The sequence below is a fragment of the Cellulosilyticum ruminicola JCM 14822 genome (genome assembly GCF_001311925.1).
GTDB lineage: Bacteria > Bacillota > Clostridia > Lachnospirales > Cellulosilyticaceae > Cellulosilyticum > Cellulosilyticum ruminicola.
This window is the reverse complement of record NZ_BBCG01000001.1, coordinates 146,948-170,588: the sequence shown is the minus strand read 5'-3', so window position 1 is coordinate 170,588 and position 23,641 is coordinate 146,948. Positions and strand designations below refer to the sequence as shown.

Below are 23,641 nucleotides of genomic sequence, written 5' to 3'. Positions count from 1 at the left end.
CCCAGTTATACTTCTCTTTCTGACGTTTGATCAATTTCTTTACATCTTTAAAAGAATAATGACTGCTGGCATTTTCTAAACCATCAGTTGTAATTACAAAAAGAGTCTTAGCAGGTCTGTCCTCATCTCTGGCATACTTATGAACGTTTCCAATATGATGGATTGCTCCACCCACTGCATCCAAAAGAGCCGTACATCCACGAACATAATAATCTTCCTCTGTAAGCTTCTTTACTTTACCAATAGGGACTCTATCGTGAATGACTTCTGTCTCATCATCAAAAAGGACGGTCGATACAATAGCCTCGCCCTCTTCCTTCTGCTGTTTAGCAATCATGGAATTAAATCCGCCGATAGTATCTGATTCCAATCCGCTCATAGAGCCACTTCTGTCAAGAATAAATACGATTTCTGTTAAGTTTTCTCTCATAGTGATTACCTCCATAATTAGCTTATTTGCTTGTTTCTGAGGTAATCATATCTCTAAATGTGTTTCTGCCGGTCACTTGCCAGGCGACATTTACACAGCCTGTGTTCCAAGTAACTGCTCTCCATGTTCAAAAAGAGCTACATTAATCTCATATATGTCATAAGCTTCCTTCTCAATAAAGTACTGAACAATAACATCCTGTTTACTGCAAGGTGATAATGCCAGTCCTGCTCTGGAAAGAAGATCCTTCGTATCATCTAAATCCAACTCAAGAGCTACTGCTAAAGCAAGAGCTGTAGCCTTACTAGGATTCTTTGTAGTTCCACATTTCAGCTTAGAAAACGCCTTTCTATCAAGATTAGCCTTCTTTTGAACTTCTGCATCAGTAAGTCCTTTTGCATCAGCAAATGAAAAAACAAGTTCCATAAAGGTTTTGTCCAGATTATTTACAACATCGTCTAGGCTTCTTTCTTCCTCTAATATAGGTGCTCTGATAAGCACATATCAGAAGAAAGCATTTCCTCTTCATATTCAAATGCAGCCTCAATTGATTCAGCTTTTTTATTTGAGCCTTTTTTCTTTCTCTTCTCGGCCTTATTTGCTTTTAAAAATCTAGGAACAGCACCAATAGAAGCCAATCCGCCAGCAAATGATTCTGAACCTCGTATAGCCCTTTCAGTGCTGCCATAAGGATCAGGATATTCTACTCGCTTCTTTTCATCTACATAATTGTCATTGATATACTCATCAATATCGCCATATAATTCTGATGAAAGAGAAACTGACTTTTCATTAAAAACTACAAGGTAAACATCCATATCACTTCCAGACATGAATGCTTCAATCTCAGATAAAGCTATCCTAAGCGCAATCCCCTTTGGAAACCCATAACTTCCTGATGCTAAAAGAGGGATTGCAAGGCTTGAGATATCATTCTTCGAAGCCAACATAAATACACTCCTATAGCAACTTCTAATGATATCCTCTTCGCCCTCTTTTCCTCCCTGCCATGCCGTTCCTACCGTATGAATGATGTATTTTGCAGGCAAATTATATCCACCAGTAATAACTAAAGTGCCACGATCAATAGCACCAATCTCATGACGTTTTGCAAGAAGCTTGTCTTTACCTGCGGCTTCATAGACAGCACTATCAATCCCTGCACCATATCCTGGCATAGGGTTCGCAGTGTTCACTATGGCATCTACATGCATTTTTGTAATGTCGTTCCTGACTATTTGAAATGGCATTATTAATCAACATCCTTCAATTTATTTATCATCAAGAATATCACTAAAATCCACTAAATTCAGATATTTATATAACTCGTATAGCTCACTAATTAAGCTATCATACATTCTTCGATACTCAGAAAAATCATTTAATCCATATGCTTCCACTATACCATCCTTATATTTTTGAATTTGTTCTTCTGGAAGTAAGTGTGCAAAACAAACTCGTAAGTCATTGAGATGAAACAAAGGTGCTATTATGCCTTTTGCCTTCTCTGCCCCTTCCTTTTTAGCAATAATACCTTGCAAAAGCTTTCTTGTTCGTAATTGTTCAATAGCTCCTTCAACACTTAGTTTTCTTGAAATTTCTCTCAGCCCCTCCTATGAAATCCCCTCATTTAGAATTCCATCTAAAGCGATAATATTAGTCGACACTTCACGCTCCGAATAAGAAATTGGTTTAGCAACACTTTCTTTTTTCTGCTTTATCTCATCCTCTAGATGACTTAAATCAACATTAACCTGCTTAATCATTCTGTTATAAAAGCCGGTTCTGAGTTGTATTATTCTTTCTTCCAATATAGGCTCACTAAAAATGCAATTCATTTGAGCTTGATATAATTCCGTCTCCACAAGCTTATGATCAGAATCCACATTATAAGTCTTAAACATAAAAATAGATCTGTCATCATCTATCTGATCTAAATCCCTAAGGAATAATATTACCCTATCATTCTTGTTTATGCCGAATGGGATCTTCCATTCATAAAGCCATCCGTCACTCCTTTTTTCCCTATTTCACCATAGCTTTCTGAAAAAAAGTCAAGTTCATAATCATTATCTGTATAGAACCCGTTCAATACTTTTCGATCAAAGTATACAGGTAAGGAATAGCCCTCTTTATTAGTTGGATCTAAATCAAAATCACATGCAGGAATATTCAAATCCCTACTGTCATAAATAAATTCCGCTTTCTGAGCATATTCAAACCTAATATCACTTCTCATTGTGGTTTTACAAGTATTTATACCAGGATGCTTTTCGAATTCAAAAAAAATCTGATATACTGCATCCACCACCCTATGACCAACAATTTCTTTTTTACATTTTCCGCATTTCAAAATTGGACATCCGGTGATTTCGATAAATTTATCACCTATAGCAAAATCAACTGTAGATACTTCCATCTCTTGAAATCCGCCACATTCACAACGATCTAACGGATAATACTCCTTAAATTTTTCTTTAAAAGCGTCTATGTCATCAAAAAATAATGCATTCTTTTTTACTCCACACCGTCTCCGCTAAAGTTCTTACAAACATACTCTGTAATCTTATTCTCAATCAATCTATTAATTTCTCTCAAATTATGAACATCAGAAAAATCAATATCTGAAATCGCATCTTTTTCTTTGTTTGTAGGTGACAGATTATAAATTTCTTTAACCTTAGCTAGATAATAATTTGTTTTATAGTTTACATAATTATGTTTCTCTATGCTGCTTAATTGATTCATTTGATATTTTAAGTCGAACCTAGACCTTAATTCTGGAGAAACATTTCTTGTAAACTCGTCTGGTGAAAAGTTAGACGTAAAAATGATTATATATTTATCCAGATCATATTCTCTGCCAAGTGAATCTGTAAATTTCCCATCTGCTAATAACTCAAGGAAAAAATTATGTACCTCCCTGACGCCTTTTCAAACTCATCAATTAAAATAACTTTTGATTTACTTGTTTCAATTTTATCAGTCAATTCCCCTTTACTACTTCCAATAAAACCGCGGGGACTACCAATTAAGCTACTTAATGCATTTTGCTCAGAATAGTTACCTAAATTAATTTTTATAAATCGTTCTTTTGGTGCTAACTTATTATGTAAGAGCCATGCAGATTCAGTTTTTCCTATACCCGAAGGTCCACATATAAAAATCGAAAAAATTTTATGCTCTCCAAGTTTGTTGAATACACGGAACTTAACAATTTCTTCAAATAACCTCTTTTTAAACTTCTCATTTCCAAATAGATTATTGTTAAAATACGTTTCTAAAGAGTTCAATTCATCATTGCTGATATCTACAATATTTGTAATAATCCTTTGATCCAACCCCAAGTACTGTTCCAGAGGTTCTGTCCCAGAAATAAAATACGGAACATTTATCTGCACATTCTTTCCATAACGTTTGTCCATTATGAAACTAATTTCATGATTATTACTATTTAAATAAGCCTGTACAAGAGTAATAACTGAATAAAGCCAAGCATCTGCTCTTTCATTTTCCCCAAGCATCAATAACGACAAATCGATATATTTAAATTGTTCAAAGATTTCCTTAAACGGATATTCTTTCTTTAGTTCTATGTATATATCATTCGAAGTTATTATTTTTAGTTGCCCATTTATTTCAGCCATAATATCTTCGATATTATTAGAATTATATGTATATAGTATTATCCTATTTAGCACCGAGCCTTTAGCCTCCCAACCTCATCAAAATAATTCCTGTATAATTGCAATCACATCAATATAATGAACATCATCATCAGGACCAAGCTCAGCTAATGAATCACTCTTGTTATCCTGTTCTTCGTCGGTCTCAACATCTATGTCGATAGGTTCTTTTTCTGTCTGCATTTGTGATATTATATCTATCTTTTTTCTTATATCTTTGTATTTAAATATCCCCCTATATATACCAATCAGCGTCACTGGACCAATCTCTAAATCTGAAATTGAATAAGAATTCTCCATTTCTTGTTCCATCTGCATAGGAATCTTAAAAAGCAATCTATCTGTTGAGTTCTCACTATCTCTTCTATCCTTATTAACCTTCTCAGGAAGTTTGCCGGAAACAATATAAGATGCATCTTTTAAAAAGACATTAAATAATGCGCCAAAATCCATCTGTCCCAACCCATCTACAGGAATATCTTTCAAAAGACCGCTGAGTAGAATTTTTGTACCACTAATATCTTGCTGATTAGCAATCTTTAACGATACATCTCTTATTTTTAAAAGCTTTCCGACCTGTTCAATACCCAATTTTCTGACTTCAACAGATTTCTGAATCACAGGATTAAGTATAGTTGATTTAGTAGAAACTACTTTCAGGGTATCTTCCGCCCTTGTCGCTTTAGATCCATGAACAGAGATATCAGCATTTAATTTAGGAAGTATTTTTGACAACAGGCTAATTTCTGGAGTTTCTCCACTTGCATTCAAGTCTGCAGACCCTTCAAAATTTCTTTCCTTTGTTTGTTTCTCTAAAACTTTATTATCTATCTGCATAGCTATTTCAAATGCTTTAGTATAATTCAAATAATAAAGATTAAACATTAATTCTCCTCCTCGTTTCATCAGACTGTAAAAAAATTTTCCCATACAATTAAAAATACTTTTCAACTATCCCATCTAGCTGTTTTCTAATTTCAGGAAAATCCTTATCCAAATCCAATGTTCTAACGGCTATACTGTTACCGCTCATTTTATACTCATGATTCGGATAAACTACTTCATCTGTCTTGGCATAAAGCAACATTCCAGAAACACTTTCATGATTCTGATTTTTAAGCTCCACTTCCTTATTTTTTACATACGTAAAATCTGATAGAGATTCCCGGAATGAACTGAATAACTATCATATTGCTGCTGTAATGAATGCTCATAATACTTTGCATCTATTATTAAAGTCTTATCAGCAGAAGAAAGCATAATATCAGTCTGCATTATCGGAAGCATCTCATTAAAATCATCATCAAGCTGCCATAGTATCTGTGATGCAGCCGCTTTAATTTCAGGATGTTCTTTCCTGTAGTATTCCAATATGAATTTCTCATATAATCTGCACATGCGCTGCTCATCAAAGAAGTCCATAAGCTTCGTTGAACCATCAGATTGTGTCTGAAGCAAGCCTTTTATTACCAGATAACACACTGAGATCAACATTCTATACGTCTGATTATTCTTGTTATACTGCAGATTCCAGTTAATCAAATGAATATCCAGTACATCAACTTCGCTCATATAAACCAGCAGCTTTTTTAGTTCTTTTTTTCGTTTAGAGCTTATATCCGATTTTAAAAGCACCAGAACGGTTGTTTTTATAATCTGATTCATATATGAGTTAATTGAAAACTCATCATAAGTACAAATCATCTGTCTTCTCATCAATGTCTGGCTTTTGATAGAATCCGATATATCTATCTTTCCACGCAGTGACGACAAAGCTTCTGTTGCCGGTATATACTCTTTTCCTAATCCACGTTTGATCTGTGTGCTTAATCCCTTTGCCAAGATTGCTGAGCACAAATCCGCAGTGTTTTCAAATTCTTCCGTAGCGATACTTTTATACCCTTGCTCATTTAAAACCTGATAAGCATACGCAAGCATGTAATAAATGTTTTGAATCTTTATCACTTGATTGCTCTCCTTAGATTATCGCTCCACTCTGTTACCTTTAGCGGTTCATCAAACCAGTACTCCTTGAGCATTGGTATTAATTCATAATCTACAATTGCATGCAACTTAGCGTCAGTAATATCTTCTTTTTCAAGATTACAGAAATAACTGTGTCCTATGCAAAACCCATCTCCCAATGATTCATCTGAAGCTATCTTCTTATTTAATTCCTGTACACAAGCAATGAGCGAATCAAACTTGCTATTGTCAAGATCAGTCTTATACGCTTTAAAGCCTTCTGAATCAAATCCCGGTGCAATATTGAAAAAAGCAAATCTTCTTCGAAGCGCATAATCCATCATTGCCAAGCTTCTGTCCGCAGTATTCATCATTCCGATGATATATACATTCTCAGGAACATAGAACATCTCATCTGAATACAGCAACTGCAATTTATTTTTATTTCCGCGCTTATCATTTTCAATTAGCATGAATAACTCGCCAAAAATCTTACTAAGATTTCCTCTGTTAATCTCATCTATAATGAAGAAATACTTGTTGTCGCTATCAATTTCTGCTTTCTTGCAAAAATTATAAAAAGCACCTTTTTTCAATTCGAACCCTGTCGCCGAAGGCCTAAAGCCCATGACAAAATCTTCATAGGAATAGCTCTGATGGAACTGAACCATCATAACTCGATTTACATCTTTCTCACCCATGATGGAATAAGCCAATCTCTTAGCAATATATGTTTTACCAACGCCTGAAGCTCCCTGAAGAATAATGTTCTTTTTATTTTCAAGCACACCCACTATGTCATTGTAAGATTCTTCGCTTATATATACCTGATTGAAAAACTCTTCTAACGTATACTTAGGATAATTTATAACCTTAACATCTTCTGGATCTTCTTTCCCTCCTTCAAACACTGATAATACTTTTTCCAGAAAATCCGGATAATTCGTAATATCCGTAAGAGTTTTCATGGCAAATGTATCTTCTGTATGACAATTAACTTTATCAGTCCATTTAACTCGTCTTATATTTGGATGGTCCTCGGAAAATGATTCATTGATGGAATTTTTGTAAAATCAGCCAGGAAAGTAGGACTTTCCTAGACAACAAGTAATTTAAAGAACGAATTGTACTTAGCTGCAAGTCTCTGCTCTTCACCGGCTTCTGTAAACTCTAGGAACAGTAATTCTCTTACATCAACTTCATAAATACGAGAGAACTGTGCAAGTTCATCAGCAGATATACTTCTCTTCCCAGCTTCCATTTCGCTCATGGTCGTCTTCTTCAAGTTCATGAGCTTTGCAGCTTCATCCTGAGTAAAACCTGCCCTAACACGCGCTTCTTTAAGCTTTTTAGCTGTAAATTCCGACATTTTTGAACCTCCTTCTAAGTTCGGATATTCCGAACTTTTTCCAAAATGGTTAATTTTCACTGTTCGGATTTCCCGAACTTCTGACAAAATTTTAGTCGAATGCAGTCAACAATTTCTTGTGTCTAGCTCTCATTACAGCCTGGTTGAAATTATTCTTAAGTAAAAAATATAGGGTGTCTAAGCAGACACCCTATACTAGGAATAGCTTTATTTCAAGCTTTTCTGGGTAATGGAAAGTATTTTCCGGATGATAAATCCTCATACTTTGTCTCATGAAATCTTTGGAGATTTCAAAAGTTCCCAAAAAACAGCTTGCATCTTTTACTGACGTGACTCGGCGATAGCTGCCTGTGCTGCTGCAAGTCTTGCGATTGGTACTCTAAATGGTGAGCAAGATACATAATCAAGACCAATCTTATGGCAGAATTCTACTGAAGATGGATCTCCACCATGTTCACCACAGATACCAATATGTAATTTATCATTAACTGGTTTACCAAGTTTGATAGCTGTTTCCATTAATTTACCTACACCTGTTTGATCAAGTTTAGCAAATGGATCGTTTTCAAAAATCTTTGTATCATAGTAAGCATCTAAGAATTTACCAGCATCATCACGAGAGAAACCGAATGTCATTTGTGTTAAGTCGTTTGTACCGAAGCAGAAGAAGTCAGCTTCATTAGCGATTTCATCAGCTGTAAGAGCAGCTCTTGGAATTTCAATCATTGTACCAACTTCGTATTGAAGATTAGCACCTGCTGCTGCGATTTCAGCATCTGCAGTTTCAACAACAACTTTTTTAACAAATTTAAGTTCTTTAATATCACAAACAAGTGGTATCATGATTTCTGGTTTAACTGTCCAATCTGCATGTGCTTTTTGAACATTGATAGCTGCACGGATAACAGCTTTTGTTTGCATTTTAGCAATTTCAGGATATGTAACTGCAAGACGACATCCTCTGTGACCCATCATTGGGTTGAATTCATGTAATGAATCAATAAGAGCTTTGATATCTTCAACTGATTTGTTTTGTGCTTTAGCAAGTTTTTCGATATCTTCTTCTTCTGTTGGTACGAATTCATGAAGAGGTGGGTCTAAGAAACGAATTGTTACAGGGCACCCTTCAAGAGCTTCATATAATTTTTCGAAATCTCCTTGTTGGTATGGAAGAATTTTTTCAAGAGCTTCTTCTCTTTCTTCTACTGTATCTGCACAAATCATTTCACGGAATGCAGCAATTCTATCAGCTTCGAAGAACATGTGCTCTGTACGGCAAAGACCAATACCTTCTGCACCAAGTTCACGAGCTTTTTTAGCATCTGCAGGTGTATCTGCATTTGTACGAACTTTAAGTTTTCTGAATTCATCAGCCCAAGCCATGATTCTTCCGAATTCACCAGCAATTGTAGCATCTACCGTTGGAATGATACCTTCATAGATATTACCTGTTGAACCATCGATAGAGATGAAATCTCCTTCGTGGAATGTTTTACCAGCAAGTTCGAATTTTTTATTTGCTTCATCCATTTTGATATCGCCACAACCAGATACACAACATGTCCCCATACCACGAGCTACTACAGCTGCATGAGATGTCATACCACCACGAACTGTTAAGATACCTTGAGCAGCTTTCATACCTTCGATATCTTCTGGAGATGTTTCAAGACGAACAAGTACAACTTTTTCACCACTTGCTCCCCATTCTTTAGCATCTTCAGCTGTAAATACAACTTTACCACAAGCAGCTCCTGGAGAAGCACCAAGACCTTTACCCATTGGAGTAGCAGCTTTTAATGCTTTTGCATCAAATTGTGGGTGAAGTAATGTATCTAAGTTTCTAGGATCAATCATTGCAACAGCTTCTTGAGGTGTTCTCATACCTTCATCAACAAGGTCGCAAGCAATTTTAAGAGCAGCTTGAGCTGTTCTCTTACCATTACGTGTTTGTAACATGTATAGTTTACGGTCTTCAATTGTGAATTCCATATCTTGCATGTCTCTGTAGTGGTTTTCAAGTTTAGCACATACACCTTTAAATTGTTCGAATACTTCTGGCATTACTTCGGCTAATTGTTCGATTTTTTGTGGCGTACGAACACCAGCAACAACGTCTTCACCTTGAGCATTCATTAAGAATTCACCCATAAGTTTCTTTTCACCAGTAGCTGGGTCACGTGTGAAAGCAACACCTGTACCAGATGTTTCACCCATGTTACCGAATGCCATTGGTTGAACGTTAACTGCTGTACCCCAAGAATATGGAATATCGTTATCACGACGGTAAACGTTTGCTCTTGGGTTATCCCATGAACGGAATACTGCTTTAATAGCTTCCATTAATTGTACTTTAGGATCACTTGGGAAATCTTCACCAATTTTAGCTTTGTATTCAGCTTTGAATTGATTTGCAAGTTCTTTTAAGTCGTCTGCATCAAGCTCAACGTCTTGAGTAACGCCTTTTTCTTCTTTCATTTTATCAATAAGTTCTTCAAAGTATTTTTTACCAACTTCCATAACTACATCTGAGAACATTTGAATGAATCTTCTATAACAATCCCATGCCCAACGAGGATTACCAGATTTTTTAGCTAATACTTCTACAACATCTTCATTTAATCCAAGGTTAAGGATAGTATCCATCATACCTGGCATTGAAGCTCTAGCACCTGAACGAACAGATACTAAAAGTGGGTTTTCTTTATCTCCAAACTTCTTACCATTGATTTCTTCAATTTTAGCGATGTATTCCATGATTTGTCCTTGGATTTCATCGTTAATTTTTCTTCCATCTTCATAGTATTGTGTACAAGCTTCTGTTGTAATTGTGAAACCTTGTGGTACAGGAAGACCGAGATTTGTCATTTCTGCTAAGTTAGCACCTTTACCTCCAAGAAGGTTTCTCATATCTGCGTTACCTTCTTTAAATAAATATACCCATTTAGTTGCCATATTGAATATTCCCTCCTAATTTTCACATAATAAAGTCTCTAAGCACTTTAAGACTTGGCGGTATCTTGAAATGCTTGTCCTCTTTATTTCTCCTACATTATATCATAAATTTTACTTTTTAATATAAAATATTATAATTTTAAATACTTTTATATATTTGTAATAAATATTTTGTTAATTTTATATCATCATTCACTATTTTGATTGTATTTTCTAGGAATATTCATCATATTTAAGTAATATCCTTTATTTGCTTCTACTAATTTAGGTGTTGTATGTTTTTTATATTTTTTATATTTTATTGCAGTTGCTATATTCTAATTTTCCATATATACTACTTTTTTAACTTATTTCCTTTGATAATTTGCTATAATTTTAACGTTTTTCCCTAGTTATATCTATTTTATACACAAAAACACAAGATTTAAATCTTGTGCTTTTTTATAATCTATTAAAATGCCATACGTTCTTGGATGTATGCTTTTAAATCTTCAATAGCCACACGTTCTTGTGCCATTGTATCACGATCACGTACAGTTACTTTATTATCTTCTAATGAATCGAAGTCAAATGTAATACAGAATGGTGTTCCGATTTCATCTTGTCTTCTATAACGTTTACCGATTGAACCTGCTTCATCATATTCAACATTGAAGTCTTTAGCAAGCATATCGAATACTTTGATTGCATCTTCAGATAACTTTTTAGAAAGTGGTAATACAGCTGCTTTAACTGGTGCTAAAGCTGGGTGAAATCTAAAGATTGTTCTTGTATCACCATCTTCTAATGTTTCTTCATCATATGCTTCGCATAAGAATGCAAGTGTTACACGGTCTGCTCCTAATGATGGTTCAATAACATATGGAATATATTTTTCATTTGTTGTTGGATCAAAGTATGTCATATCTTGACCAGATGTTTCTTGGTGTCTTGTAAGGTCAAAGTCTGTACGAGATGCAATACCCCAAAGTTCTCCCCAACCAAATGGGAATTTAAATTCGATATCTGTTGTTGCATTACTATAGTGAGAAAGTTCTTCAGCAGAGTGATCACGAAGTCTCATATTATTTTCGTTTACACCAAGGCTTAATAAGAAGTTTTTACAGTAGCTTCTCCAGTAATCAAACCATTCAAGTTCTGTACCTGGTTTACAGAAGAATTCCATTTCCATTTGTTCGAATTCTCTTGTTCTGAAGATGAAGTTACCTGGTGTAATTTCATTTCTGAATGATTTACCAATTTGACCAATACCGAATGGTACTTTTTTACGGCTTGTTCTTTGTACATTTTTGAAGTTAACAAAGATGCCTTGTGCCGTTTCTGGTCTTAAGTATACTGTGTTTTTAGAATCTTCTGTTACACCTTGGAAAGTTTTGAACATAAGGTTAAATTGACGAATGTCCGTGAAGTCATGTGCTCCACATGTAGGACAAGCAATTGCTTTATCTTTAATGAAGTTTTGCATTTGTTCATTTGACCAACCATCTACTACTTCTGGTGTACCTTGTTCTTGAAGGTAATCTTCAATAATTTTATCTGCTCTAAAACGTTCTTTACATGCTTTGCAGTCCATAAGTGGGTCATTGAAACCGCCTACATGTCCTGAAGCTACCCATACTTGTGGATTCATAAGAATTGCACAGTCAACCCCTACATTATATGGACTTTCTTGGATGAATTTTTTCCACCAAGCTTTTTTAACGTTGTTTTTGAATTCTACACCAAGTGGACCGTAATCCCAAGTATTTGCAAGACCACCATAGATCTCTGAACCTGGATAAACGAATCCTCTAGATTTAGCTACCGCTACGATTTGTTGCATGCTTTTTTCTTGCATTTTAGTTCCTCCTTAAAATTATCAATATATGGGAAAAGGTAAAAACATAAAAAAAGCCCCTTCATCCCTTACCAGTAAGGGACGAAAGGTTATCTTCCGCGGTTCCACCCTTATTGAATTCAATGAAATTCATTGCATTCCTCTTTTACTTAAAACTTACTCCAAAGTGCCTTCATAAAAAGTGTCATAACTGGCTCCCACCATTCCAATCTCGCTAATATGCCTTACTCCTTACTACTCTTCTTTTTCATCGTAATAATATAGCTTTCTTAATTTTTAATGTATCAAAAATCCCATAAACTGTCAAGTCTGTTTTTAGGCTTTTACGATAATCTTAATATTTTCCCCCGTATTTGTAATTCTTATAAGACTTCTTGTAAAATCTTGAACCACTAAAGTATCAAATAGTGTTTCAAGTATATTTCTAAATCAGACACTTCATCTGTTTCTATCTGCCATACTTGTGTGGCTACAGTTCCTATTTCATCACTTATTTCCTCTTCTGCTTCATCTTCCATATAGGCTGCTATTTCCGGTACTTGTAAATTACGACTTTGTATGCTCTCATCCATTGCCACCTCAACCATCTCAGTTGTTTCCTTTGGAATATGTAAGCTGATAAAGCTTCTTGACATTCATTACACTTCATTTTATTCACTCCTTAATTTCTTTGACGAAAAAAGATTTATAAGGTTCCTTATCTTGTTCCAAAATTTTCTTTAAAGCTCTTCTTGCTCTAAAAAGTCTAGATTTAACTGTTCCTAATGAAATCTGTAAAATCTCTGCTATTTCTTCATAAGAATATTCTTCTACATCTTTTAGTACAATAATGACACGATGTTCTGGCTTAAGTTCTTTAAACCCTATTTGTACGACTTCCTGTAATGCTTTTGTCTCAACTTCTAGTGCCACATTGTCTTTGGCTTCATCTTCTAATAACCATTCCTCATCTTTTTCATTCCGTTGAAAAATTGAAAGATGTCCTGTATGTTTCTTACTTTTACGCAATAAATCAATACACTGATTAGTTGTTAAACGGTAAATCCATGTGCTAAGTTTAGCCTCACCCTTATAATGTTTCAGCTGTTTCCATACTCTTTAAGCAAACTTCTTGAAAAGCTTCTGTTGCTTCTTCATTTTGCATAATTTTAAGGCATAACTTATAAATGTTATTTTCATACAATTCTATAAGTGTTTCAAACGCCTTAAAATCACCTTTTATAGCAGCTTGAATTAATGCTTGCTGTTCCACTATATATTCTGTCCTTTCTATGTTATCTTTTTTGAAGGCTATTATTTTAAAACATAATCTTTGACTTATGCAACATTATACGTACTCTAATAATATGCATCCAATTTTACATTTTTTTATTAAAATCAAAATGACACTTGCGATATACTAAGATTCATGTTAATATAATACTTGTCCTAAGTAATTTATAGGCCGCTGTGGCGGAATGGCAGACGCACTTGACTCAAAATCAAGCGTATTATGTACGTGTCGGTTCGAGTCCGACCAGCGGCAGTATTCATATGACTTTGACTAATAAAGAGATAACTCATAATACATAGAGTTATCTCTTTATTTTTTATAAAATTTAGTGAATTTTATATTTATTTTTATTATTAAGTATATTAGACTATTTGTAGGTAATTCATCACTAAAGTATTTACTTATCATTTAACACTTTAATCGAGTATTTTATACATTCTACAAAGGAGGATACTATGGAAAGTTTAAATTAAAAAAAAATGTCATTGGCTCAGCTAAAACTACTACTGCCATCACACGTGAAATGCTTTATGATGATTCTGTTCTTGTTGCTGAAAAATGTGAACAAGCAGGTGTTGATATCACATTCTCTAGTTACTATGGTATGTGTCATTGTTTTCAAGAAGCTTTTCCTGAATTACCTGAGAGTAAATTAGCTTGTCAACAAATTAAAAGTTTTATTGAAACTCATCTCATATAATCTATAAACTAAACCACATTTCCACTTTATGATTAAGCAAAAAATTATTAACTTATACTAAGGAGAATTCATATGAAAAATCTAAACTTACAAAATGTAGTTGGCACATTAGAAACTGCTACACCTATTACTAATCAAATGTTATCAGAGTTTTTTAAACTTTGTTCTGCTCCTATCGAAAAAATTACGTCTAATTGGTTACCACCGGAAGGCTATACTTTAGAAAAAGTAACCATTAATAATGTTCCTATCGAACGTCTAATTCCTGAAAAAGGCAAGAATGGCAAAGTGATTTTAATGTTACATGGTGGTGCTTATATTTGGCCTTTATTAGATACCAATCGTAATTTAGCTGTTCTTTTTTCTCAACTTGGTAATAATGCAGAAGTTATAAATGTAGACTATCGCATTGCTCCAAAGTATGTTTATCCTGCTGCTCTTGAAGATTGTATAACTGCCTACACCTATCTTCTTGATTCAGGCTATACTGGAGATGATATTTTATTAACTGGCGAATCTGCTGGTGGTGGTTTGGTATTGGCACTTACACTTTATCTTAAGGATCATAATTTACCACTTCCTAAAGGTGTTATAGCGCTCTCTCCTTGGACTGAGGTTAATAACACTTCACTTTCACATACTCTTAATGCCAAAAATGATATTATCATAGGGAAGCAAGAATATCCTCTCGCTCAACAAGTTTACAAAACACTCTACCGAGCTAATACAGATTTTAAAACACCTTACCTTTCCCCTCTTTATGGAGACTACTCTAACTTTCCTAATTTACTCATCCAGGTAGGTACATATGAAATGCTCTATGATGATTCTCAAAGAGTAGCAGAAAAAGCTATTGCTGCTGGTTGCTCTGTAACATTTTCAAGTTATTTTGGCATGTGCCATTGTTTCCAAGAGCTCCTCCCTAATTTACCAGAAAGTAAACTTGCTTGGGAAGAAATCAAAACCTTTATACATACCTGCTATAATTTCGATTAATAATCCTATAAAAAGTATCTAGAATTAATTATTTTTCATACACATTCATAAATAATCCCTATTTTTAGATTAAATTTATTAACATAAAAATAGGGATTATTTAATAAAATATACTGATACTATTTGCATACAAGTTTAGATATTCCTTCAATCGTTGGATTCTTCATAATATCTCTTACTGTAACTTTTACTTGAAATACCTTCTTTACTTTCATAAGCAAGTTGAATATTTCCAAAGAACTTCCACCTAATTCCAAGAAATTATCTTTACTAGATTTGCATTTTGTCTCTAGAATACTTTCAAATATCTCTTTAATTTTGAACTCTGATTCATTAAACTCTGATACTGGATGTTCTCTTTCATCTTTTAATGAGCTATATAGTATTTCTAAATTCTTTCCTACATAGGCATGATAAATCTTCATTATTGCTAGTTTACCATTATCTGTTCTTGGTAAGCCGTTAGGTGCTACAAAAAAGATATCATACGCTTCAAAATTAAAGTATTCGTACATAATACTATTAATCTGTGTTACTAATCTTTTATAATTTTCTACACTATCAATAAACTCTACTCCTATGATACCACGTTCTCTCTTTCTTATAGGCACTGTAAAACTGTACATTACAACAGATTTTAACTCTGGAATTGCTTGTTTTACATATAACTCAATATCTTTAGCATAAATATTTCGACCGTTTATTACAATCATTTCTTTAATACGTCCAGTTACATATACTTCTTCATTAATAATTGCTCCTAAATCACCTGTTCTTAGAAATGTTCCTTCATGATTAGGCAATGTAGCTTTGAATGTTTGTTCAGTAGCCTCTTCATTCTTCCAATATCCTAATGCTACACTATCGCCTTGTATCCAGATTTCTCCTATCTTCCCCTCCTTACATTCTTCTAATGTATCTATATCAACAATCACTGTGTTCAATACTGGTGAACTTGCTCCAACACCAGATAAAGTTCGCCCTACTTTTTCTTCACCAGAAACCTCTGTAACTATGTTATTTTGAAGTTGCTTCCATTCAGCTTCAAAATATTTCAATCCATTTCTTCCTATTGTTACACCTCCTGTAGCTTCTGATAACCCATAGTTTGGTGTTAATGCCTCTCTTCTTAACCCACATTGTTTAAAAGTATTCCATATAGCTTCCCAGTTACTCTTTTGTATAATTTCTGATGCACTTATCATATATTTAATGCTTGAAAAATCTAATCTCTTTACCTCATCTTCATTTGCCATCTTAACACATGTCATATAAGCTGAGTTAGGCGCTAAAATGAATGTTGCTTTGTATTTTGAGATTCCTCGTAACCATCTAAGGGGATTTTCTTGAAATACTTCTGTTGTCATAATAATTTCTTTTCGATTAATATAGCCCGCATAAAATATTCCATAAACAAGCCCCATAACATGATAAAATGGTAGCCAACTAACATTTATATCATCTTGTGTAAGTTTATATACAGATTGTAAATTGTTGATTCCTGCCATAATATTTTTGCGTGTACACATAATACCTTTAGGTGCATTAACAGATCCAGATGTATACTGTAAAAAAGCAACATCATCATCTTGAAAATCATCTGGATTATACTCTACTAATTCATCTGCATTAACATCTAGCATATCTTGTGTATTAATAAATTCAACTGACATATTCTCTCTATTTGGTATTTCCTGTCCATTATATATAATATATTGAGCCCTAGAAGATTCTATTGTTGAAATAAGTCTTTGTTGTTTATTTGTATCATTTACCATAGGTACTAATATAAATATTGCACCTATCATTAAGCTTCCGTAAATCCCATATATTGTTTCTGCTCTTTGCTCTGCTAAAATAATTATTCTGTCACCTTTTTGCAAACCTATCTTTTTTAAGTAGCTTGCATAAATACGTGCATTTTCATAAGTTTCTTTACATGTTATATGATGTTCATTTTTTTCTCCATTTACATATGACCAAAATGTATAATTGTTCTTATCTGGAGTCTCCTTACTCCAATATCTAATATATCTTACAATATCATTCTTCATAAGTTTTTTCCCCTTTAGTATTTCATCAATAATGTTATGTATTGTTCTCCTGCCCCTATTGTCCATATTAGTATGTAATCACCATGTTTTACTTTTCCACTTTTAACTGCTTCATTTAATGCCATAAATGGAGATGAAGTTCCCCCATAACCAATTTTATCTGCTACATACGGAATCTTTTCTTCTGGCACATCTAACCTATCACCTAAATATTGTAAATTAAACTCAGCAAACTGAGAACAGCAGAATAATGAAATATCATCAATTGAAAGATTATTTTCTTCTATTACACCATTTATATGTTCCAAACATACTTCTAAATCTGGGTTCCCAAGCTCACATTTACCATATAAATCTTCTTTTTTAGCTTTTTTAATGTTTGACATACCACAAATAGGATATCTCATTTCATCTATTTTTTTGCTATCGACATAATGTTTACTTGCAATTATTCCACATTCTTCTTCTGTTCTTTCTAAAAGAATTGCACAAGACATATCTCCTAAATTAGGATATAAAATTGGATTTAATTTCCTTGTATGTACAGATACATAATCTGCACCTACTATTAAAACTTTATTTAAACTCAAATCAGTCTCCATTTGTCTAGTAACCTGTTCTAAGCACAAGCTCATTCCAATACAGTTAGCATTCATATCATAACAAACAGCCGAAGATTTCCCTTCTATTGCATTATGTATAATCAAGGAGCATAGTGGCGAAAAATATTCTGGCACCATACTTGAGAATACAATCATATCAATTTCTGATCCTTTTATACCTGTTGCTTCTAATACCTTTTTAGTTGACTCTATTCCCATTGTTACACTATTTTCTTTATCATTGTTAATTAAATGTAATTCCTCTTTTCCAAAGAATTCTTTTACTTTTACCTCAACATCCTCTCCTATTTGCTTAAATTCTTCAATAATTTCATCAGTATTTCTCACATTTTCTGGATAATATACTTCTATCCCTTTTATTTGTACATGGCTCATTTTTTTTCTCCTTAATTATATTATTGTAATAACAAACCTTTATTTTTCTATAACTTTGCTCTCTATCCCACTAATATTGATTGAACTTCATCTATCATTGCACTTAAGCTTTCTGCACTCTTAGTAATTTCTGCTATAGACTGCATATTAGCCTTAACTAATTCTGTAATTTCTTCAAATTGTCTAATTTCTTGTTGAATACTTCCTATAATTTCTTTATTTATTTTTACACTTTCACCTATATAACTTCCTTGATTCTTACTTAGATTACTAACCTTAGCAATATCATCAACAGATTTTTGTAAATTTACAATAAGCTCTTTAATTTCATCCGCTGTTTTAGTTAAAACTCCATTTTGGCTTACAATTAATTCAGAGTTTTCTACTGCTAATTGTTCTACTTGTAAAACATCTCCTTTAAATACACTTACTACCTTATTTACATTTTGTAGAGATAATCTTGTATTATCTGCTAACTTACGAACCTCATCAGCTACTACTGCAAAACCTCTTCCTAAATCCCCAGCTCTAGCAGCTTCAATACTTGCATTTAATGCAAGTAAATTAGTTTCTTCTGACATATTATTAATAACATTTAATAAACTATCAATTTCTTTTGTTTCACTTTGTAATCTTCTAGCCACATCTAATGTATTTTTCGTAGAATCTGCAACTAATTTACTCATTTCTAATACTTCATTTAATGCACTTTCATTTTGCATTGACATATGTGATAAATTTAAAGATGTTTCTTGAGTTATGTTCATTTGATTACTAATATCTGTACTATTTTTCTCTAATCTATTGAGATGCACTATAGTCTTCTCTGCTCTTTCTAAAATTTCTTTACTATTTCTATCTAAATTACCACTGTTATCAATAATTTCTACCATGCTAGCATTTTCTTCTTCTGCAATAGCTGATAATGAAAGTACTGAATCACCTAATGAATTAGCTAATCCAGCGACTTTATTTATAACTGCTTCTAATTTTTTTTGATTTTGCTTTAATTCTTCTTCTTTTGCAACAGCTAATGTACTTTCAATTAAATATACAATTGAATTGATAGATATCAATGTAAATAATATTGTAGCTAATAAGTCACTATTCATTTGCATCGTTGGATATTTTATACAGGCTAGCATAATAATTATTCCCATTCCTGCAGACACCCCTAGCATAACCTTTATATCCAAGAATAAAATTAATATTAACATACAATATATACACGTCACATAAATATCTGTAATAGGATTCATTAATATCATTATAGTAGGATTTAATAATGCTATTGTTGCAATAAGATACTTTACAATATTATATTTTTTTAAGTTTAATTTTCCATTTACAATTGATTGACTTGCTGTAATAAAAATTACTATTGACAACAGACCTACACTAAGTAGGTTAAATATTGCTAAAAACCATGATACATTTTCTAAACTACCTTTTAACTTATCTAATATGTGTACAACCGGTGCTGATACACCTGCAATTACACATATCCATTTTGTAAAGTTTAAAGATTTTATACGATACTCTTCAATTGCAGTTAAACTTTCTTTCATTGTTTTATCATCCTTTCTACTCAAATTATCTCAAATTATCCTTATAGAATATTTAAATTATAGTTTATAATCATTCTCCTCCTTGTTCTAAAATTTTACTACTTTAAACTTTAATATAACTATTTAATAACTTTTATTTAGAATAATAGCTATGTACTAAAAGTTATTCTAAGTTTTATAATCAATCTTCCATTACATTGATAATGAATATACTTCTTTTAACAACTCTTTTGTACCATAAATTGGGGCTAACTGTAATAATAAATCTAAGCTTGAGGTATCTACAGTTAGTTCCATAAGATATTTTATATCTTTTTCTTGAAATCCTAAATCACTTAAGCTTTCATGAACACCCATATGTTCTATAAATCCTTTAACATTTTTCATTATTTGTTCTAAATTCTTACATTCTCCAATTGGCGATAAAAACTCTTCTAATACTTCTGAACATGCTGGATAAATTTTTTCTATAAATGCTGGTAATAAAATAACCAATCCATATATAACATTCGGTTTCATACCACTTAAAGGATGCTCTAGCAATAGGTAACTGTAAAAAAAATATTATCAAAACATGTTTCTATAATCATTGCCACATAAGTTAAGTAATATCTTGTCGTTAAATCTTCTAATTTTTCTACTGTTTATCCACTAAACTCATAACCGCAAAACGATTTACCTCTGTTCCTGTCCCATGTGTTGTATTAATTGCAACTATAGGTAAAGCTTTTGTAGCATTTACTCTTCACTCATATTTCGAGGTGGCCCCAACTCCAAAATAAGTGGTTGTTCTTGTTCGAATTTCTCTAATATCATCTAATTTGATTTTTTCCTCCCACATGTTTGTCCCTCCACAATTTTTTTATTAATAATTTGCTTATACAATTTTATTTTATCATATTTTTTTAAATTTTCACACCTTTTCAGTTCAATATTTACTGTAATTATTTAAAATCATCAAAAAAGACCTATCCATTTTTTACAATGAATAGGTCTTTTACTAAGGTTTTACCTGATTATATACATTTAATATTTTTTGCACTACACTTACTGCACGAATACTACCTCCTTCTACAACAACTGCAAAGGCAATATCATTTTTCTCACCTGCATTATCCTTTGCAAATCCCATAAACCACGAGTGGTCTGCTGAAGTTTCATTTTGTGCTGTACCTGTTTTACCGCCTACAGTCATCCCACTATACTCTAAAGAACTAGCTGTTCCATAATCTGTAACTTGTAACATAAGATTTTGTAATTTTTTTGAGGTCTCTACATCCAGTGTAGTCCCTTCATAAACAGGCATATTTTTTAATTTTATACTGCCTTTCTTACTCATACTATAATCCATAAGATAAGGCTTCATACTTACACCTTCATTTGCAATCATTCCTGCCACCATTGCCATATGTAATGGTGTGACTAATGTACGACCTTGCCCAATAGCTGTTGCTGCTTTTTCAAAATCAGTATCCTTAGAGTTTAATGAAAACTTACTTTTTGAATAAGGCATATCAAAATCTAATTTGTCATTAAATCCAAGTTTTTCTGCTGCAGCGCGAAGCTGTCCTACCGAAAGCTGCTCGCCTAGTTTTACAAAATAACTATTACATGATTTAGCAAAAGCACTTTCTAAATCTACTTCTCCATGAGCTGTATGATCATAACATTCAATGGTATATTCATCTCCACTTACTTCACCTGTACAATTATAGGTAAAATCTAATAGTTTATTACCTTGTTTTTCAATATATGCTAAAGCTGTTACAACTTTAAAAATAGACCCTGGTGGATAAAGGCCTTGGGTGGCACGATTAACAAGTGGTGTATTTTCTTCATCTGTACGCAAATATTCCCATTCTTCTACTATGTTGTTAGGATCAAATGCTGGACTTGCATACATGGCACGAATTTTGCCCGTAGAAGGTTCTAGTACTACAACGCCGCCTCTTTCTCCAGCTAACGCCTCTGCTACAGCACTTTGATAGCGGTCATCTAGAGTTAATACCACATCTCGTCCTTCAAACTTTTCTTCCAAAAAAGCGGCTTTAAATAATGAGCTCACACTATAATCTGGATAAAGTAATTGAGAATTTGCTAAAGCTTCTGCCCCGATTTTCCCATTTATACAATAGCCTACTGCGTGGGCATAGAGCTTACCTTTAGGATAAACACGTGTTTCACCATCTTCAGTTGTAGCAAGTACCTCTAAATTGGTGTCATAAATAGTCCCGCGAATGACTTCTTCTGCCATAGTATTGAGTCTTGTATTTTGTGGATGCGCTGCAATTTGCTTTTCTTTAGCTACTGTAAAATAAATAAAGTAACCTATTAAAAGTGCAAACATAGCCACAAATATACCTGTAATCACATAAATAATTTGTTGATCTTTCGTGACTTGCATTTGTTTTCGCGTTTGACTTGAAACTTCTTTTTTATTCTTCCTCACTTTAGTTTCCACCTTTTTCATCATCATTAACTCTACCTTTATAAGAAAAATACGTAATCAGTCCAATCATTCCCATACTTACTACTGCTGAAGTACCACCTGCACTTAAAAATGGACTTGTAATCCCTGTAAGTGGAATGAGTTTCATAACCCCACCAATAATAATAAATACTTGTACAGCAAAGATTGTTGCAATCCCTACAATAATCAATCGATAAAAGGCATGAGTATAGCGAAATGCGACTTGAATACATAATAAGATAATCCCTAAATAACCAAGTAAAATAACAATTCCCATGAGATTTCCAAATTCCTCACAGATTGCTGCAAAGATATAGTCTGATGTAGCAAGAGGAATTTTATTCGGCACCCCTCTTGTTAAACCACTGCCTAGCCATCCCCAAGTTCCCATAGCAAAAAGTCCTTGTACAACTTGATACCCTTTGCCACTAATATCTGCCCAAGGATCTAGCCAAGCTTCTACCCTTACTCTTACGTGAGAAAAGGCAAAGTATCCGCCTACACTACCTACTGCCCCTGCTAATAATCCTAAGCATGGCAACAAGGCACTGCGTGTGGCCATAAATAACATCATTAATGCTGTTAAGTAATATAATAACGCTGCCCCTAAGTCACGTTGTAATACTAAACATCCTAATGCACCTATTACAACTATTCCATGGAAAATCAAACCTTTATAACCTCTTTTTATTTTTTCTCCATCACTGAGCATAGAAGCTAAAAAGAGTACTAAAGCTACCTTCCCTATTTCTGAAGGTTGAAAGCTAAAGCCACCAATACTTACCCAGTTAGTTGCTCCAAGCATTGTTGTTCCTGCAACAAATGGCAAGAACATCGTAACAATCAGTATGCCCAGATAAATATATTTATTACCTGGTTTAATTAAAATAGAGAAAATACTTGGAAAGATTAAAGCCGCAACCACCCCTATTACATATGCAAATAATTGTTTCGTTGCTAAATCATGATCCAGTCTCTCAAGCATAATAAATCCAATGTCCATCATAAAGAACATAATTTGCCATAAAACAAGTTCATGTTGTCTTTTCCAAAGCTTTAAAAGCCATAAAGTCAGTATAATAATCACATACATTACAAGCCCATTAATCGCAATAGGTGCTCTTAATGTTTCATCAGCTTGTTTACCTATTAAAATACTAATGCCTGCTAAATGGACAAAAGTAATACATAAGTTTAAAAATCTATTTTTCTCTCTTGTCGTCCCCATATTATAATTTACAAATGGTCGCATAAAGCTAAAGGCTACTAACATAAAGATAATCCCAAACCCTGCAAATATATAGCGACTTAATAAAATGACTAAATTAAAATAGCCCACA

General features: G+C 33.3%; 24 protein-coding genes, 1 tRNA gene and 1 other annotated feature. Of the genes, 2 read left to right on the top strand and 23 right to left on the bottom strand.

The genetic code is table 11. The features are described from left to right. From JCM14822_RS00870 to JCM14822_RS21400, 17 genes are all read right to left on the bottom strand, one after another. Window positions 1–430, bottom strand: a 430-nt coding sequence (locus JCM14822_RS00870; RefSeq protein ID WP_172674742.1) for a vWA domain-containing protein, incomplete at its 3' end; no start/stop codon positions are given. Window positions 431–520: 90 nt separating this feature from the next. Further along, a complete protein-coding gene (locus JCM14822_RS00865) occupies window positions 521–856 on the bottom strand; it encodes a hypothetical protein (RefSeq protein ID WP_172674741.1) in 336 nt (111 codons plus the stop codon). 50 nt (window positions 857–906) lie between these two features. After that, a complete protein-coding gene (locus JCM14822_RS00860; RefSeq protein WP_172674740.1) occupies window positions 907–1,626 on the bottom strand; it encodes a macro domain-containing protein in 720 nt (239 codons plus the stop codon). A gap of 75 nt (window positions 1,627–1,701) precedes the next feature. After that, on the bottom strand, window positions 1,702–1,971 hold the full coding sequence (locus JCM14822_RS00855) for a hypothetical protein (protein WP_054738794.1): 270 nt from the start codon (window positions 1,969–1,971) through the stop codon (window positions 1,702–1,704). 72 nt (window positions 1,972–2,043) lie between these two features. Beyond that, window positions 2,044–2,295 carry a hypothetical protein gene (locus JCM14822_RS00850; RefSeq protein WP_157047571.1) on the bottom strand — a complete coding sequence of 84 codons (252 nt, stop codon included), beginning with the start codon at window positions 2,293–2,295 and terminating at the stop codon, window positions 2,044–2,046. 107 nt (window positions 2,296–2,402) lie between these two features. Further along, a complete protein-coding gene (locus JCM14822_RS00845) occupies window positions 2,403–2,849 on the bottom strand; it encodes a hypothetical protein (protein WP_054738790.1) in 447 nt (148 codons plus the stop codon). 472 nt (window positions 2,850–3,321) lie between these two features. Then, on the bottom strand, window positions 3,322–4,077 hold the full coding sequence (locus JCM14822_RS00835) for an AAA family ATPase (protein WP_157047570.1): 756 nt from the start codon (window positions 4,075–4,077) through the stop codon (window positions 3,322–3,324). Between the two features lie 78 nt (window positions 4,078–4,155). Continuing rightward, window positions 4,156–5,001, bottom strand: coding sequence for a hypothetical protein (locus JCM14822_RS00830; RefSeq protein WP_054738784.1), 846 nt, complete (start codon window positions 4,999–5,001; stop codon window positions 4,156–4,158). Between the two features lie 49 nt (window positions 5,002–5,050). After that, the gene (locus JCM14822_RS25350; protein WP_330377202.1) at window positions 5,051–5,203 is read right to left on the bottom strand and encodes a hypothetical protein; all 153 of its coding nucleotides are present in this window, start codon (window positions 5,201–5,203) and stop codon (window positions 5,051–5,053) included. A 50-nt stretch (window positions 5,204–5,253) separates the two neighbouring features. Further along, window positions 5,254–6,081: a 5-methylcytosine-specific restriction endonuclease system specificity protein McrC gene (gene mcrC / locus JCM14822_RS00825; RefSeq protein ID WP_330377201.1), complete on the bottom strand. Its 828-nt coding sequence runs from the start codon at window positions 6,079–6,081 to the stop codon at window positions 5,254–5,256. Beyond that, entirely contained in the window at window positions 6,078–7,049 is a 972-nt protein-coding gene (locus JCM14822_RS00820) for an AAA family ATPase (protein WP_083461198.1), read from the bottom strand. The genes mcrC and JCM14822_RS00820 overlap by 4 nt, the downstream gene beginning before the upstream one ends. Window positions 7,050–7,177: 128 nt before the next feature. Continuing rightward, window positions 7,178–7,450 (bottom strand): helix-turn-helix transcriptional regulator, encoded by a 273-nt coding sequence (locus tag JCM14822_RS00815; RefSeq protein WP_054738782.1) that lies wholly within the window; start codon window positions 7,448–7,450, stop codon window positions 7,178–7,180. A gap of 321 nt (window positions 7,451–7,771) precedes the next feature. Continuing rightward, complete coding sequence (ppdK, locus tag JCM14822_RS00810; protein WP_054738780.1) at window positions 7,772–10,405, bottom strand: pyruvate, phosphate dikinase; 2,634 nt, start codon at window positions 10,403–10,405, stop codon at window positions 7,772–7,774. Window positions 10,406–10,856: 451 nt separating this feature from the next. Then, window positions 10,857–12,242: a glycine--tRNA ligase gene (locus JCM14822_RS00805; RefSeq protein ID WP_054738778.1), complete on the bottom strand. Its 1,386-nt coding sequence runs from the start codon at window positions 12,240–12,242 to the stop codon at window positions 10,857–10,859. 74 nt (window positions 12,243–12,316) lie between these two features. Further along, window positions 12,317–12,502 (bottom strand) — a binding site (T-box leader). A gap of 132 nt (window positions 12,503–12,634) precedes the next feature. Then, window positions 12,635–12,877, bottom strand: a complete 243-nt coding sequence (locus JCM14822_RS00800) for a hypothetical protein (RefSeq protein ID WP_054738776.1) — start codon at window positions 12,875–12,877, stop codon at window positions 12,635–12,637. A gap of 19 nt (window positions 12,878–12,896) precedes the next feature. Continuing rightward, complete coding sequence (locus JCM14822_RS18905; RefSeq protein ID WP_242861359.1) at window positions 12,897–13,325, bottom strand: RNA polymerase sigma factor; 429 nt, start codon at window positions 13,323–13,325, stop codon at window positions 12,897–12,899. Further along, window positions 13,312–13,494, bottom strand: coding sequence for an RNA polymerase sigma factor (locus tag JCM14822_RS21400; RefSeq protein WP_054738771.1), 183 nt, complete (start codon window positions 13,492–13,494; stop codon window positions 13,312–13,314). Before JCM14822_RS21400 ends, JCM14822_RS18905 begins: the two co-directional genes overlap by 14 nt. Before the next feature lie 191 nt (window positions 13,495–13,685). Between JCM14822_RS21400 and JCM14822_RS00785 the strand changes: the two genes are divergently transcribed. Both JCM14822_RS00785 and JCM14822_RS00780 read left to right on the top strand, forming a co-directional pair. After that, a tRNA-Leu gene (locus tag JCM14822_RS00785) sits at window positions 13,686–13,767 on the top strand. Window positions 13,768–14,287: 520 nt separating this feature from the next. Beyond that, window positions 14,288–15,211: an alpha/beta hydrolase gene (locus JCM14822_RS00780; RefSeq protein WP_054738769.1), complete on the top strand. Its 924-nt coding sequence runs from the start codon at window positions 14,288–14,290 to the stop codon at window positions 15,209–15,211. A 119-nt stretch (window positions 15,212–15,330) separates the two neighbouring features. Here JCM14822_RS00780 and JCM14822_RS00775 read toward each other — a convergent pair whose 3' ends face one another. The 6 genes from JCM14822_RS00775 to JCM14822_RS00750 all read right to left on the bottom strand — a co-directional run bounded on the left by JCM14822_RS00775 (window position 15,331) and on the right by JCM14822_RS00750 (window position 23,640). After that, a complete protein-coding gene (locus tag JCM14822_RS00775; RefSeq protein WP_054738767.1) occupies window positions 15,331–17,265 on the bottom strand; it encodes an AMP-binding protein in 1,935 nt (644 codons plus the stop codon). A 14-nt stretch (window positions 17,266–17,279) separates the two neighbouring features. Further along, window positions 17,280–18,263 carry a 3-oxoacyl-[acyl-carrier-protein] synthase III C-terminal domain-containing protein gene (locus JCM14822_RS00770; protein ID WP_054738765.1) on the bottom strand — a complete coding sequence of 328 codons (984 nt, stop codon included), beginning with the start codon at window positions 18,261–18,263 and terminating at the stop codon, window positions 17,280–17,282. Window positions 18,264–18,325: 62 nt separating this feature from the next. Continuing rightward, window positions 18,326–19,831, bottom strand: coding sequence for a methyl-accepting chemotaxis protein (locus tag JCM14822_RS00765; protein WP_054738763.1), 1,506 nt, complete (start codon window positions 19,829–19,831; stop codon window positions 18,326–18,328). Window positions 19,832–20,023: 192 nt separating this feature from the next. Further along, the gene (locus JCM14822_RS00760) at window positions 20,024–20,350 is read right to left on the bottom strand and encodes a dehydroquinate synthase/iron-containing alcohol dehydrogenase family protein (protein WP_054738760.1); all 327 of its coding nucleotides are present in this window, start codon (window positions 20,348–20,350) and stop codon (window positions 20,024–20,026) included. 481 nt (window positions 20,351–20,831) lie between these two features. Then, window positions 20,832–22,280, bottom strand: coding sequence for a peptidoglycan D,D-transpeptidase FtsI family protein (locus JCM14822_RS00755; RefSeq protein WP_172674739.1), 1,449 nt, complete (start codon window positions 22,278–22,280; stop codon window positions 20,832–20,834). A gap of 1 nt (window position 22,281) precedes the next feature. Next, the gene (locus tag JCM14822_RS00750; protein ID WP_054738756.1) at window positions 22,282–23,640 is read right to left on the bottom strand and encodes an FtsW/RodA/SpoVE family cell cycle protein; all 1,359 of its coding nucleotides are present in this window, start codon (window positions 23,638–23,640) and stop codon (window positions 22,282–22,284) included. Window position 23,641 lies beyond the last annotated feature (1 nt).